Here is a 13994-nt window from a genome sequence, read left to right as displayed (position 1 = left end):
AGTGTCGTGTTGCTCTGTATCTGCAAAGGGGTTAGCGAATCACACGTAAAGGCGCATGTCAGCCAGGGGGTTTGCACTATGCAAAAGCTCAGCTGTCAAACGGGCCTGGGTACCCAGTGTGGGGTTTGTCGTAAATCTGCCCGACAACTATTGAACCAGATGGTTGCTACCAATCCGACAACCATCGCCAGCGGCGTGAGTGCTGGTTGATAACTTGGTTAATAGTCGTTAGGCTTCTACCCCGAAGCTACCGAGCTGCACGCTCCGCTAATATTTTGCCCAACTCTGCATAGGAATATTCATGAAAGGCGATCCCGGAATCATCAAACATTTAAATGTCGTTTTGTACAATGAACTGATTGCGATCAACCAATATTTCCTGCATTCGCGCATGCTGAATGACTGGGGCCTAACCAAACTCGGCAAGAAAGAGTACAAAGAATCTATCGAAGAGATGGAACACGCCGATAAACTTATCGAGCGTATTCTCTTTTTGGAAGGGGTCCCCAACCTGCAGGATCTGGGTCGCTTGCGTATTGGTGAAAATACGAAAGAGATCCTGGAGTGCGACCTGGCGCTGGAGAACGACGCCATCCCCGACCTGCGTGCCGCTATCGCCGAAGCTGAAAAGCAGCAAGACTATATCTCGCGGGAAATCTTCGAAGCCATTTTGGAAAATGAAGAAGAGCATGTCGATTGGCTCGAGACACAACTGGGTTTAATCGACAAGGTAGGTATTGAAAATTACCTGCAATCGCAAATGGAATCAGCCGAGAGCTAGTTCAAAACCTGTTCTGCTTGGATAGATTTTTACAGAACAACGGGTTCACAAACCTGGAAATTCACAGCTCTGTCTATTTACCTTAAGACATAACAAAAAAGCCCGGTTTAACCGGGCTTTTTTGTCTGCCTCTCGAGTAATAGTTGTGCCCGCCAATAATTAACAGCAGGCACAGCTATTCGCTACTGCACCATCTCGTTGTCGGTAAAGATACCCTCAAACAGCGCTGAGCTCAGATAACGTTCACCGGAGTCTGGCAGAATAACGACAATCATCTTATCTTTGTATTCGGGTTTGTCGGCAATACGCATGGCGGCACACATCGCGGCACCACAGGAGATACCCGCCAACACCCCCTCTTTCTGCATTAACAGGCGCGCAGTTTGAATCGCCTCTTCGTTAGTGACCTGCTGTACCTCATCCACCAGGCTCATGTCGAGATTTTTAGGCAGAAAGCCGGCGCCAATACCCTGGATTTTATGAGGCGAGGGGGTGAGCTCTTCACCCTTCATGGTTTGCGCAATGATCGGCGAATCCACCGGCTCAACTGCAACCGAGGTAATGGCTTTACCCTCACTCTGTTTAATATAGCGGGAGATGCCGGAAATTGTTCCGCCGGTACCAACGCCAGCCACCAGTACATCAATTTTACCTTCGGTATCTTTCCAGATTTCCGGGCCAGTGGTTTTCTCATGAATAGCCGGGTTAGCTGGATTTTCAAATTGCTGCAGCATCAGATACTGGTTGGGATCTTGAGCGACAATCTCTTCGGCCTTGGCGATGGCCCCTTTCATCCCTTTGGGTGGCTCGGTGAGGATAATTTCCGCACCCAACGCCTTGATCAGTTTGCGACGCTCCAGCGACATACTGGCCGGCATGGTAAGAATTAATTTGTAACCTTTGGCAGCGGCGACAAAGGCCAGGGCAATGCCGGTATTACCACTGGTGGGCTCGATCAGAGTCATACCTGGTTTCAATTTGCCGCTCTCTTCCGCCGCCCAGATCATGGCTGCCCCAATACGGCATTTCACGGAGCCGGCCGGGTTACGGGATTCGATCTTGGCGTAGATATTTCCAGCCGGCCACAAATTCTTCATTCGAACCAGGGGTGTATTACCAATGGATTGTGCATTATTCTCAAACATTGTCTGCTCCTTAACCCAGTTGTCGTGAGGGCATATTTATCGGTTCTGCCAAAAGTGTGCCGCATTGCTGCCCTTGTAAAGTTGGCAATGGTAGCAAATCTACCGGCAAAGTGAGTATTTAGTGCCGGGGCAGCATAAAAGCGCTTTCCCGCCGGTCACAAATAACCTTTGGTACTATGCTCGGAACAAACAAGAATATAGAACCGCTATGTCAGCCACTGCCCTGCAGGCAAGGCGCAGAACTTGCAGAACAGAGTGCAAATCACGAACACGGTGTAATAACAAGGTCAAAACAGGACCAATTAGGGTGAGAGCGAAAGCGAGTAGTGTCTATGACTAAACCAAATTCAAAGCCGGAGACCCCAAGCAGCAATGAGGCATTTGTTGGCGGGGAGTCGCTGGAGGGTTATAGCTTTATTAATCAGATCGACCGCAACCTAAGGGTGGTTGCCAGCTTGAATGCCCCTAAACTCAGGGGCCAGCCAGTGGAACTGCGTACTCAGATCTTCTATCAAAATGAATTTGTGGCCACACTCAATTTTTTCCTGCACGAATACAGCATTGAGGAGTGCATCCACCTGGCTCAGAATATTCGTGAAAACGACTATCTGGTGGAGCGTATCGATGAATATTTGGCGGGCGACGTTGTCGAGTAAGTAAACACGACCCTCTGTGGCCATTGTGACAAACCCGAAACAACGCTGTCGCAATTCTGCCGCCTAACCAGCATCGCCTAGCCCACCACAGAGCAAGCCATTGCCGGGAGTATTACCATGGCCAGCATTGACCAAGCGGAATTTAAAAACAGCTACCTTAACTTGGGTGAACGTTTCTCTACCCCACAGAAGCCCACCCCGGTACCCGAACCTCATCTGATTCGATTAAACGCTAATCTGGCGAACTTTTTGGGGCTGGATGCGCGTGAGTTAAATACCCTGGAAGCGATCCAGTGTCTGGCCGGCAACCGCATTCCCGCCAACAGCCAACCGTTGGCGGCGGTCTATGCCGGTCATCAATTTGGCCAATGGAACCCACAGCTGGGTGACGGCCGAGCTATTTTGTTGGGCGAGTTGCAAGGCCAGGATCAAAATCTCTACGACGTGCAATTGAAAGGGGGTGGGCAAACTCCCTATTCTCGCATGGGTGACGGCCGCTCCCCCTTAGGGCCGGTACTGCGGGAGTATGTGGTGAGTGAAACCATGGCCGCCCTTGGTATCGCCACCACCCGGGCACTGGCGGCTGTCGCCTCTGGCGAGCGGGTGGTGCGCGATCAACTTCTGCCCGGGGCGGTGCTGACGCGCGTGGCTCAGAGCCATATCCGCATTGGTACCTTCCAATACTTCTCTGCCCGCCAGGACATCAAAGCCATCCAACAGTTGGCCGACTATGTTATCCACCGCCACTATCGCGACTACGTCAATGAATTCTACCCAGACGACCCTTACACCGGGTTACTGGCGGCAGTGGTTAATGCCCAGGCTCGCCTGGTTGCCCAATGGATGTCGGTGGGCTTTATTCACGGCGTAATGAACACCGACAACATGCTGCTCTCTGGCGAAACGATCGACTATGGCCCCTGTGCCTTTATGGATCGATACAATCCCCGCCAGGTATACAGCTCTATCGACCGACAAGGCCGTTACGCCTACAGCAACCAGCCGGATATCGCCCGCTGGAATCTTAGCTGGCTGGCCCAGGCGCTACTGCCATTAATGGATAAAACCGAACTGGGCGCGGTAAAAAAGGCAGAGAAGCAGCTGGAACAGTTTGTAACCCTCTACGATGACTACTACCAAACCTTTTTTGCCCGCAAGCTCGGTTTTGACAAAGCCACAGAAAAAACCGTGGAAGTCTGCGAGGCTTGGTTAAGCCTGCTGGCCAGTGAGGATTGCGATTTCACCCTAAGTTTCCGCGCACTGGCCGACCAACTGGGAGCGGGTGAAGAGGTGGTGGAAAATATCTACCCGCTGCCGGAGAAATTTCAACCCTGGTTGCAGCATTGGCGGGCACTACTCACCGAGCAAGGCATCTCCAGTAGCCAGGCACGGCAAACGTTGCTGAAAAGTAATCCACTCTTTATTCCGCGCAACCACGTGCTGGAAGCAGCCATTAATATGGCAACTTACAACGAAGATTTCACCCTCTTCCATCAACTGGTCGATGCTCTGGCCAACCCCTACGACTATCAACCGGAGTATCTCCAGCTGGCACAACCACCGGGGCCAGGGCAGGAGATTGTCGCCACCTTCTGTGGGACTTAGTTTAGTTTTTGGGAATACCTCCCCGTATTCCCAAAAAACGCTACGGCAAAAACGTCGTTTTGCCTGAACTTATGAAACCTTTTAACAGACTTACTCCACGCTGGAATTATTTACCTGCTGAATTTCTCTGGAATCAATAACCATTAGAAATTCATCCCTAATCGTCTTGCCATATCACCCTTACGCGCAACCATTTTCTCTACCAACTTGGCACTGCCACCGGCATTAAGAATTACCTGTTCAATCTCTTCATCCGGAATGCATACCACCTTTTGAATTGATTCCCGCAATGCTTCATCACTTATATCGGCAAACAAATTAACGGCGTAGGGGTTGTGCGGATCATTGCGCAGTGTCGTCAGCTCATCCACCACCGTTCCAAATGCCCGCCCTTTGGGGTCACCATGCGCGCGGAACGCCAGGGCGCCGCCGACATCGAGCGTAAACACCCGCCCGTTAGCCACCCCCTGATTATCGCCATCCATCCCGGCGGCATCCCAATTAGCAGTCCAAGCATGTACCGCCAGCCACTGTTGCGCGGCTTTACGCTCGGTTTCGGTAAAATGGGCAATATGTTTTTTATCGAGTGCTAACCACTGGGTAGCCACTTGATCCTTGGCCTGTGTATGAACATAGGTGAGCGTTGGTGCGCCGGCCAATTGATAAAGTTTTGCCGCAATAAATTCATTGCTCGCATGGGCTTCAGATTCCAGGTTTTTTACGTAGTAACGCCGGCCGTTGCTCTCTTCAAAAATACCGGCGGGGTTACTGCCAAGCTGGCCACCCACGCGCACCATCCGATTGGTATCAATCAACAGCTCGTTTGAATTCACCTTCGCTACTCTTCGGTAATCGCCTGCGTTCGACGAACCAGTGCCAATTGAGCGGGGGTTTCAATAGCGCCCTTACGCGCCTTGCGTACCAGCTTGATGGCTTCATCTGGCGTCATACCCAGCTCTACCAACAAACGCGCAGCGATCATTCCGGCCCGGCCCAGGCCACCTTTGCAGTGCACGAGAATATCTCCGCCAGCGCGCAACAATCGGCGAATTTCGCGGCCATGAGTCTGCCACTGCTGCTCGAAGGTGTCTGTGGGAACGGAGTAGTCGGCAATCGGAAGGTGTCGCCACTGGAGGCCACGTGCTTCGACCTGAACCCCCAACTGCGGCACCTTTAACAGGGTCAACTCGGTTGGCTCCAACAGCGTCAGTACCAGGCTGGCCCCCCAGGCAACGATTGCGTCGATGTCGGTAGCGAGATCCCGAGCCCAGGCACCGGTGGCCGCCAGGCGGTCGTGCTTACCCGGACAAAAGGTGATACCAATGCGCCCTTGTGTTGGATTTAAGCGAACCTCTGCAATCTGTAGAGGGTGGGTGATACTGGTTCGTACGGTCACCATTGTTTGCCTTTAAGTTAGGTTAACCACCGGTTGTGGACACTGCCAATCTATAAATACAGCCGACAACCACATCTGTTTTAATTACCGCTAAATTAGCCCAGGGTGGCAATAATCCAACAACCAAATTACCGACAAGACCACCCGAAATTGATACAGATCAGCCAAAGCTGAATAGCACTGTTAAATATCAGTACTGTGGAAGAATTCAACCGCCTTGGTTCATTCTTTGCAATTACCTCATGAAATACGACAACCCGACAAAGCGGCCAACAGCCCAGCTGTCACAACTTATTAAAGGCACTCGAGCATGAAGAAAATCGGAATTTTTTTCGGCACTGACACCGGCACAACCCGATTAATCGCCAAAAAACTGATGACCCGAGTGGGCGAAGAGTTTTGTGCAAAACCACTCAACGTTAATCGCATCACCGCCGACGACTTTATGGCATACCAGGCGTTGATTATTGGCACCCCCAGTTACGGTGAAGGGGCGCTGCCCAGCGCTGAGTTGGGTGTTAAAAACGGTAGCTGGGAGGACTTTCTGCCACAACTTGAAACCCTGGATATGAGCGGTAAAACCATTGCCATCTATGGCCTTGGTAACCAGGTGAAGTATGGTGATCGCTTTGTTAGTGCCATGCGCCACCTGTACCGTTTCTTCAAAGACCGCGGGGCCACCATTGTTGGCGATTGGAGCACCGAGGGTTATGAGTTCACAGGCTCCGATGCCATTATCGATGGCCGCTTTCTGGGCCTGGCGGTAGACAATAAAAATCAGGCGATGTTAACCGAAGCACGCTTGGATCAGTGGGCTGAACAGATTCGCGAGCCACTGAAACAATCTGCCGGCATCAGCGAAACAGAAGCCGCCTGATAGCAGCCAGCCATAAGTTTGGCGAACTGTTTGATTAATTATCGCGTCTGTATTCAATACTGGAGAGCACCATGCGCTACGCACCGTACGACGCTGAGTACCTAGACTCAGATACCATGTCCGAAGGCCAGCAGCTGGAATATTTTTTAACCCGGGTGTTTGAAACCGAAGAGATATGGGGTCTTGACGACGGTTGTGAATGGATCTATCGCGTAGGCGAAAATGGCGAGCAAGCCATGCCGGTGTGGCCCTACGAGAAATACGCAAAGGATGCCGCTGTCGGTGAGTGGGAAGGCAGCCAACCACAAGCGGAATCTCTGGAAGATTTTATGTACCACACCCTGGAGATGCTGATTGAAGATGACGTTTTGGTGGAGATTATGGCCAAGCCCAATAAACCGGGCTGCCTGGTTAGCCCACATCGTCTACTGAGCATTTTCACCGGAATGATTGATGCCGGCGAATATCGAATGGATGGCTGAACTACACAATCGATCGATTTAAGCAGGAATTGTTCTGCCTGCAACGCTCGTCTTTAGCCGAACTCAAAAGCCGGGCTGAAATTTTTGACTGCATCAATCAGCAGCGAATCCAGTCCGGCATGTTAGCCATGTTGATAAACCACGGTTAAGCTGTGGTTCCCCCCCACCTCACCCCTGCGGTGTTGTGAAAGTATCACGCCACCGCGTGCAAACCATTCACCGGATAAATAGCTAACAATAGCCAATTTCGCAGAATGACGGCCAATTAATACCTGAGGACACAGACCTTGGTAGTAAGACCAGCCATTTGGGCGTTGTTTAATTAAGCCTGATTTAATTGCGCGGCACTCAATTAATAGCATCAATAGGACAATCCATACCGCCACTCCAGGCAGCAACAATTGACAGACAGCAGCAATTGACGAACTCCACCCTTTTGCTATTACCGGTTCACGCTCGCAGCATAGCAGCGTGAACTCAGTTGGATGGAGCCCGCAATTCGAACCGAAAAGAGAGCAGTTACAACTGCAGCTGCTTTAAGTTGAGCGAACTCAAACTGCTAACCGACTGCTCGCTGAGTGGATTCTCTTTTGCCAGGAGTTTGGCCAGATTGGGGCTGGCGGAGACATCCAGCGAGGTAAGGTTGTTGTTGTTAACCCGCAGGTCAGTCAACGCCACACTGTTGCTAAGATCGAGCTGTTTCAGGTCGTTAACATCGGCCCACAACTCCTCAATCAGGTTGTTGTTGCTAACGTCCAACTCTTCCAGATCATTCATAAAGATCTCAAGATGGGTTAACTCTTTACAGGCGCTGATATCCAGGCTTTCAATAGCATTGTTACCCAGAAACAGCTCTTCCAGCTTAGTGTTTTTGGAGAGGTCTACGTCTGTCAGGCTGTTGCGGGTGAGATCCAGCAATTTCAGCTCAGTCAGAAATTCAACTCCGGTGATATCCTTGATCTTTTGCTTGCGACATCGCAGTTCAACCACCTCTTCGGCACTTTCACAACCTGTTGCCAATACGCAGGCCTTAAATGCTTCGTCTTTAAACTCAATATCGGCAATTTTCATAGACGCTATCCTCTACGCATTAATCAATAAGTGACAGTTGATGTTTACCCTACGGGCAACTCTGTGCTGCATACAACAGCGCGGCATTGTCGGATTTGCTACACAACCTGGAAATCCATGGCGTGCTGATCGGGCACTGGCCACTGCCTTCCGGGCTGACAAGCCCTCTACACCTCTTACCAACAACCTGAAAACGGTACAGCCGAAGCAAACAGCACTGTAAGCGCAGTTTCCGCAACGGATTACCCGTTTTTCAGCACGAAACAAGGGGCCAGCGCAGGGCTTACCCGCTGCTCGAATTGTTTTTGGTCAATTCAATGAGGTTATTTCAAGAGCCATGCCACTCCACCAGCGGGACTGGAACACTTTTCGCTGGATCAGTTTCAAACTGGCTGCTTATCGTTAGCAAGGCTAATGAGAGCTTTATATGTGTGGAGACTATCGCTATGAATACCCTTGCTGAAATCAGCTGTGTAGCCGACTTACAACCCGAGGACGCCGCTCCAAACGGCAAATTAACAGTGGCCTTTGCCAGCCAGGACGGGGAAATGGTGGACCAGCACTTTGGTTCCGCGCAGGGCTTTTTTGTCTACGAAATTGATGGCGATGAGGCCGAACTGATCGCCAGTAAAATTTTTCCGAAAGAGCTTAAAGATGGTAACGAAGACAAGCTCAAGCCCAAATTACAGTGGCTCTTGGGCTGCGACCTGGTCTACTGCGGATCTGTGGGCGGCTCCGCCACCAAACAGCTGGTCACGATTGGCGTTAACCCAGTGGTGGTAAAAGAGGGGCCGGATGTGGAGGAGATTATCGAAGAGCTACAGGCCGAGCTCAATGGTGAGCCCTCCCCTATGCTGAAACGCATTCTTGCCAAGAAAGCCCCCAAATCCGATGACCGCTTCGACGATATGGAAGATGAGGACTGGGAGGAGTAAAACCTCCCTAGCCCGGTTTATTCAGCCCTCCCAACTACCCGGCAAGGCTTAGCCAAGCCTTTAGTTGGGTAGTACGATCTTATCGGCACCACTAATTAACGGCGGCAGCGCCCGTTTCCAGTTGATGGCATCAAAGCGGATGTCTGTGGTTTGAAAATAGTCGATGGCATTAGTGACCACGTCTTCCAGTATCGCCGCCACGTAATCTTTGGCGCGCTCAGAGTTGTTAAACGTCTCTGGCACCGCCGCCTGAAAATAGAGTGTATTGTCATTGGCGGTATAGCCACCCATACGCATTCCATCAAACGGCGGTTTATCGCCGTTAAACGCCAACATAAAGGTGATATCCAGTGTCGGCCCCGCCTGTAGTCCCTGGGTTGCCTCCTTTTGCGTGGCAATGCTCAAAGCAAACGCGGTAATAGCCCGCTCCATGGCCGATTTTTCCAAATCGCGGCTGGGTAAATTCATGCTAATCGATAGGGGTTGCATCACAGATTCTCCAAATTTGAGCGAGTGGCCAGGGCAGCTTGCTACCCTGGTCGGCACGCCATCAGCCAAACAATTTGGCAAGCGTTTGTCCTTCTGCAAGCAATCAGCAATTTTCAATCCCGCCGTGCTTTCGCGTTTTTCTACGGCTAATTGCCCTTTTCTGTGGTGGTTGCGACACAGACGTCGACTGCCTTGTTGCTTAGACGACAAAAATTTTGATTTTGGTCAATATTAAGGAGTAAGAGCGGCTTGACGGCGTGGCACAGGCATTGCTCCAGAGCAACCATACTGGCTGATTTAATTTTTACGACACTATTGGAGAAGAGCATGGCTGCCACCTTTGAATTGAAAACCACCGGCGACTCAATTTTTCAATTTGATTTTTATAACGGCAAAGGCGATCAATTGATGATGAGTGCCGAGTTCGCGAGCAAGTCCGAAGCCGAGCAGGCCATTCAGGAGGTGCGCGTGGGTTCAATGATGAGCGATATGATCGCCGTGGGTACCGGCCCCGAAGGCGAGAAGTTTTTCGTCATTAAAAACCGTGGCGGCCAGGTACTGGTGAAAAGCGTGCTGTTTGAAAATGAGATGGTTTTTAACAATGCCCTGCACAGTGTGCGCGACAACGCCTGCATCGCTCAGGTAAAAGATTGCACTGCCGTCAGCTGAGCGATTTACCAGCTGAGGCACCGCCGGCGCTCAACAGCACCGGTGGTGCGGTTTTCACTGTCGGGTCTTTAGCTATCGGGCTTTTTACTATCGATAGCTACCACTCGTTTATGACCGTGCGAAAACCGATGTGGGACGTGGTTAAGGTGTACTCTTGTGGCTGCCGGGCGGATGGCCGGTAACGCATGCAGTAGGTGGGCGTACAGAGGTAAGAGCCCCCCTTAATGACATGCTGCCCCGGCTGTACCATCTGCTCGCCGGCGTCTGAGGCGTGGAAGGGTTGGTATGGGTCCCGGACTATCTCCCAAACATTACCGGCCATATCAAACAGGCCGTAATTGTTGGCCGGGAAACACCCCACCGGGGCCGAGCCAATATAGCCATCGCTGCCCTTGTTTTCCGTCGGGAACTGGCCCTGCCAGGTGTTGGCCATCCACTGCCCATCTGGGCGAAAGTTATCGCCCCAGGTATAGGTCGCGTGCGCCAAGCCCCCGCGGGCAGCGTACTCCCACTGGGCCTCGGTGGGTAGCGACCGGCCCGCCCACTCGGCGTAGGCAGCGGCATCTTCATAAGCGACATGGACCACCGGGTGGCTCATACGGCCTTCAATGTTACTGGCCGGCCCCTGTGGGTGGCGCCAGTCCGCGCCCGGAATAAAATGCCACCAAGCCGAGATATCATCCATTCGCGGCGGCTCCTCGGGTGCGATAAACACCGCCGAACCCGCCACCATCTCCTCTTCCGGGAAGCCGGGAGGAAACCACTCCTTTTTGGGTTTGCGTTCCGCCAGGGTGACATAACCTGTCTCGGCAACAAATTGGGCGAATTGGGCGTTGGTCACTTCGTGGCGATCGATCCAGAAGGGTTTAACGGTAACCGCCATTTCGCTGCGCTCTTCGTAGAAGGGCTGAAAGTTACCCGTACCGTGATCTTTATGGCCGGCATCATTACCCATAACGAAAGTGCCACCCGCCAGGTGCACCATGCCCGGATGCTCACCTTCCGGCTCGGGCAGGCCACTGTAGTTTTGACAGAGGCGCTGGTCAGAGGGGTTAGGGGCAGAGGGGTTAGGGGCAGAGGGGTTGGGGTCAGAGGGGTTGAAGTCAGAAGGGTTGAGGCCAGAGGAGTTTTGATCCGGGCTGTTTGGGTTGGTAGTGGCCGCCTCTGCGAAAGCACTAGCCAGCGCCACCAACAAATAATACAACAGTACTTTTTTCTGCTTGCGAAACATCCTGATGCTATCTTTCTTTTAATAATTAATTTTGATTTTACGGGGTAGACGAATCAACCGCCTGGGTGGAAACGCCTGTCGAGCGATAGATATAGACATTATTGAATTCATCCAGCTCCGAGAGATCGGGCACTGTATGGCTGCGCTGAAAATCGACAATGGTAAGCCCCGGCAACGGCTCACCTTTTAATCGACAGTCGGCCATTAAAATCTCTCCAAATTTTTTCTGCATAGTGGCCAGCAGCGGCAGGTTATCCCGATCGTAAAAGACATCGGCCACAGTCACCAGATCCGTGCTGGGCGCGGTGCTAAGTTCGTTACACAACTGCAGGCTCACGCCATTGAGCGCGGCATTGGCCTCTGCTGCCAACAGAGCATTGGCGTCTTGGTCACACACCCACACCTCGCGCGCACCCGCCAGCTTGGCAGCAATGGCCACCACGCCGGAGCCCGCGCCGAAATCGAGTAGCGACCTGCCCGCAACCCACTCGGGGTTGGCCAGTATCTGCTTGGCGAGCACCTGGCCGCTGGCCCAGCAAAACGACCAAAATGGCGGGTTATCCATCAGCTCGGCGGCCTGCTCATGGCTCAACTGCCACTGGGGGTAGTTGGCATCGAGCAGCCACAACTGAATAGCGTCGCATTGGGGTAGACGGGTGAGGGCCAACTCGCCGTTGGGGATCTTTTCGCGCAGCTTCTCGGTAAGACGCTCTAACGGGGATAGCGACATCGTTCTCCTTACGCGCCCCTGCGCTTGGCCAACCACTCGGTGACGGCCAGGCCGGTGGCCATTGGCCACCCCTGTAACTCATCCACCGGTACGATTTTGTAGTCATCCAATTCGTGGTTGAGGCGCACCTCGCCCCAGGCCCGGGCATGATAGGCGATAATCACCTGGTTCTGGCGGGCAAAAGGGTAGACCCCCACCAGAGAGATCTCGTCGCACACCAGTGACAGCTCTTCCTCGGTTTCCCGGCGGGCACACTCAATGGGATCTTCTCCGGTCTCCAGAAAGCCGGTAATGATCGAGTAGAAGTCAGGCGGCCAGCTGACGTTGTGCGCCATCACCACCCCATCGGCCACCTCAACAATCACCGCCACCACCGGAGTGGGGTTATTCCAGTGGACAAACTGACACTCCAGAGTAGAACAGCCGAGTCGTATTTGGTCATCTATCAGCTGTTCAGCCAGCGGGCTGGCACATTCCGGGCAGTATTTCATGCGTAATCTCTGTGCTATCGACGGCCCGCTAGTCTACACCGCAACGGCACCACCAGCCTAATAACAGACCAAAGGCCCCGATGACGCTAGAGAATCGAAAACGGCGAAAAAGACACTATCGGCAAAATAGACAAAAAGCCCGGGGACAGACCGGGCTTTAGCTTGGAGTACCTTACCTTAGCGAGATAGTCAGACGCGATGGTCAGGCCAGGTGGTGTGACTGGGTTGATTTAACTGGCGCACTTCACACAGAGGGTGGCTTCAGGAATGGCCATCAAGCGCGCCGGCGCGATATTGTCACCGCAGGCTTCACAGACACCATAACTGCCATCGGCAATTCGGGCCAAGGCCGCGTTGATATGGCTGATCGACTCCCGGGTCTCCTGGGCAATTCGCTCCAAAACCTCGTCATTCTCACGCTCTTGGGCCTGCTCTTCGGAGTCGGCTGAGTGGGGCTGGGTTAAATCAGAGGTGATTTTCTGCAACCGTTGTTGCAACACATCCAATTGGCTGCGCAACTGCTGTTCTATTTGGGGCAGATTCATAAGGGGCTAACCTTGTGTCTGTTTCAAAAGAGTCACCATCTCATCTTTCAGGTGCAGACGCTTCAATTTGGCGGACTCCTCCTCCTCGGTTGAGGTAGGGGTCACCTCGTTCTCCATGTTTTCAATCTCTTTGGTTAACTCGTGGTACTCATCAAAAAGCTTGCGGAAATGGCTATCGGAGGTTTTCAAGGCGTGGATTTGATCTTTGTATTCCGGTAATTCGTGCACTAAATCGTGATGTTCTACAGCCACAGGATGGCTCCTTAGTTGGGTGATGGTTCGCAGAGCAGATTATGACGAATCCTGGTTGAATGCTTGATATACATCAGCTTCAAACCGAGCCCTGTCGAAGGCAGTGAGGAATCAGCCGATCCGGCAGGTGGACCGTAGAAAAGAATAACCAGTATGACCCGGCCCGCCAAGCACAGTTCAGCAAAACTGAAGGCGTTTAGTTTAAACGCCTGCTAAACCCCGAATCCATCCCCTCGGTCAGAGCCCGCTGCAGCTGGGCACTGCGCAGTTCCGATTTGGTCTTCGCCAATGCGCGGCTGAGCGCCACACAGCTAGCGCCAGTTACCGTGCAGTGTTGGCGACAATCTTCGATGAGGAGATCGATCTTTTCGCAGACGCCCTGGCCGACATCCGCTCGCCCCTGGGCGAAACAGCAACGTGCCAATCGGTGGTAGCAGAGTACTGCCGTTTCTATGGTTTCACTATCGCCGCGCCAATGGCGTACATGCTCGGCGGAAGACTCACAAGCGGCGATATAGAAACTCTCGGCATCCGCCCACAGGCCTTGACTCGCCAATGACTCTGCTTGGGCGAGTAACTTTTTACTCTCATACATGCTCATTTACCTTTTTTATTCTGTTATTTCACCGCGTGGGTGAT

19 protein-coding genes are annotated in these 13994 nt (G+C 52.5%); 8 read left to right on the top strand and 11 right to left on the bottom strand.

Translation table 11 applies throughout. The annotated features are described in order from the left end of the window. The first annotated feature begins 6 nt into the window (after positions 1 to 6). Both SBL51_RS23310 and bfr read left to right on the top strand, forming a co-directional pair. Positions 7 to 210: a (2Fe-2S)-binding protein gene (locus tag SBL51_RS23310; protein WP_411860509.1), complete on the top strand. Its 204-nt coding sequence runs from the start codon at positions 7 to 9 to the stop codon at positions 208 to 210. Between the two features lie 91 nt (positions 211 to 301). After that, a complete protein-coding gene (gene bfr / locus SBL51_RS21345) occupies positions 302 to 781 on the top strand; it encodes a bacterioferritin (RefSeq protein WP_317933205.1) in 480 nt (159 codons plus the stop codon). Between the two features lie 182 nt (positions 782 to 963). On the opposite strand, the gene cysK is transcribed toward bfr, so the two are convergent. Continuing rightward, a complete protein-coding gene (gene cysK, locus SBL51_RS21340; protein WP_317933204.1) occupies positions 964 to 1926 on the bottom strand; it encodes a cysteine synthase A in 963 nt (320 codons plus the stop codon). 332 nt (positions 1927 to 2258) lie between these two features. Between cysK and SBL51_RS21335 the strand changes: the two genes are divergently transcribed. Further along, positions 2259 to 2582 carry a hypothetical protein gene (locus SBL51_RS21335; RefSeq protein WP_317933203.1) on the top strand — a complete coding sequence of 108 codons (324 nt, stop codon included), beginning with the start codon at positions 2259 to 2261 and terminating at the stop codon, positions 2580 to 2582. 117 nt (positions 2583 to 2699) lie between these two features. Continuing rightward, complete coding sequence (locus SBL51_RS21330; protein ID WP_317933202.1) at positions 2700 to 4187, top strand: protein adenylyltransferase SelO; 1488 nt, start codon at positions 2700 to 2702, stop codon at positions 4185 to 4187. Positions 4188 to 4330: 143 nt separating this feature from the next. Here SBL51_RS21330 and SBL51_RS21325 read toward each other — a convergent pair whose 3' ends face one another. Both SBL51_RS21325 and SBL51_RS21320 read right to left on the bottom strand, forming a co-directional pair. Further along, the gene (locus SBL51_RS21325; protein ID WP_317933201.1) at positions 4331 to 5020 is read right to left on the bottom strand and encodes a hypothetical protein; all 690 of its coding nucleotides are present in this window, start codon (positions 5018 to 5020) and stop codon (positions 4331 to 4333) included. Between the two features lie 5 nt (positions 5021 to 5025). Continuing rightward, the gene (locus SBL51_RS21320) at positions 5026 to 5586 is read right to left on the bottom strand and encodes a cyclin-dependent kinase inhibitor 3 family protein (RefSeq protein WP_317933200.1); all 561 of its coding nucleotides are present in this window, start codon (positions 5584 to 5586) and stop codon (positions 5026 to 5028) included. Between the two features lie 307 nt (positions 5587 to 5893). On the opposite strand from SBL51_RS21320, the gene SBL51_RS21315 reads away from it, so the two are divergent. Together SBL51_RS21315 and SBL51_RS21310 are read left to right on the top strand one after the other, a co-directional pair. Then, entirely contained in the window at positions 5894 to 6460 is a 567-nt protein-coding gene (locus SBL51_RS21315) for a flavodoxin (RefSeq protein ID WP_317933199.1), read from the top strand. A gap of 71 nt (positions 6461 to 6531) precedes the next feature. Then, positions 6532 to 6942, top strand: a complete 411-nt coding sequence (locus SBL51_RS21310; RefSeq protein WP_317933198.1) for a DUF2750 domain-containing protein — start codon at positions 6532 to 6534, stop codon at positions 6940 to 6942. Positions 6943 to 7461: 519 nt separating this feature from the next. Here SBL51_RS21310 and SBL51_RS21305 read toward each other — a convergent pair. After that, positions 7462 to 8013, bottom strand: coding sequence for a hypothetical protein (locus tag SBL51_RS21305; RefSeq protein WP_317933196.1), 552 nt, complete (start codon positions 8011 to 8013; stop codon positions 7462 to 7464). Between the two features lie 446 nt (positions 8014 to 8459). On the opposite strand from SBL51_RS21305, the gene SBL51_RS21300 reads away from it, so the two are divergent. Beyond that, on the top strand, positions 8460 to 8948 hold the full coding sequence (locus SBL51_RS21300; RefSeq protein WP_317933195.1) for a NifB/NifX family molybdenum-iron cluster-binding protein: 489 nt from the start codon (positions 8460 to 8462) through the stop codon (positions 8946 to 8948). A gap of 60 nt (positions 8949 to 9008) precedes the next feature. Here SBL51_RS21300 and SBL51_RS21295 read toward each other — a convergent pair whose 3' ends face one another. Then, positions 9009 to 9440: a hypothetical protein gene (locus SBL51_RS21295; protein ID WP_317933194.1), complete on the bottom strand. Its 432-nt coding sequence runs from the start codon at positions 9438 to 9440 to the stop codon at positions 9009 to 9011. Between the two features lie 324 nt (positions 9441 to 9764). Between SBL51_RS21295 and SBL51_RS21290 the strand changes: the two genes are divergently transcribed. Then, positions 9765 to 10106, top strand: a complete 342-nt coding sequence (locus tag SBL51_RS21290) for a hypothetical protein (protein ID WP_317933193.1) — start codon at positions 9765 to 9767, stop codon at positions 10104 to 10106. A gap of 97 nt (positions 10107 to 10203) precedes the next feature. On the opposite strand, the gene SBL51_RS21285 is transcribed toward SBL51_RS21290, so the two are convergent. From SBL51_RS21285 to SBL51_RS21260, 6 genes are all read right to left on the bottom strand, one after another. Continuing rightward, positions 10204 to 11337 carry a formylglycine-generating enzyme family protein gene (locus tag SBL51_RS21285; protein WP_317933192.1) on the bottom strand — a complete coding sequence of 378 codons (1134 nt, stop codon included), beginning with the start codon at positions 11335 to 11337 and terminating at the stop codon, positions 10204 to 10206. Between the two features lie 37 nt (positions 11338 to 11374). After that, complete coding sequence (locus tag SBL51_RS21280; protein ID WP_317933191.1) at positions 11375 to 12067, bottom strand: class I SAM-dependent methyltransferase; 693 nt, start codon at positions 12065 to 12067, stop codon at positions 11375 to 11377. 8 nt (positions 12068 to 12075) lie between these two features. Then, positions 12076 to 12558: an NUDIX domain-containing protein gene (locus SBL51_RS21275; RefSeq protein ID WP_317933190.1), complete on the bottom strand. Its 483-nt coding sequence runs from the start codon at positions 12556 to 12558 to the stop codon at positions 12076 to 12078. Positions 12559 to 12788: 230 nt separating this feature from the next. Beyond that, positions 12789 to 13103 carry a TraR/DksA family transcriptional regulator gene (locus tag SBL51_RS21270; RefSeq protein ID WP_317933189.1) on the bottom strand — a complete coding sequence of 105 codons (315 nt, stop codon included), beginning with the start codon at positions 13101 to 13103 and terminating at the stop codon, positions 12789 to 12791. 6 nt (positions 13104 to 13109) lie between these two features. Next, positions 13110 to 13355, bottom strand: a complete 246-nt coding sequence (locus tag SBL51_RS21265) for a YdcH family protein (protein ID WP_317933188.1) — start codon at positions 13353 to 13355, stop codon at positions 13110 to 13112. Positions 13356 to 13551: 196 nt separating this feature from the next. Further along, complete coding sequence (locus SBL51_RS21260; RefSeq protein ID WP_317933187.1) at positions 13552 to 13950, bottom strand: hypothetical protein; 399 nt, start codon at positions 13948 to 13950, stop codon at positions 13552 to 13554. Positions 13951 to 13994 lie beyond the last annotated feature (44 nt).

Source organism: Halioxenophilus sp. WMMB6, assembly GCF_033283405.1.
Lineage (GTDB): Bacteria > Pseudomonadota > Gammaproteobacteria > Pseudomonadales > Cellvibrionaceae > Halioxenophilus.
Note: the sequence above shows the minus strand (reverse complement) of the source record. Positions and strands in the feature narration are given on the sequence as shown.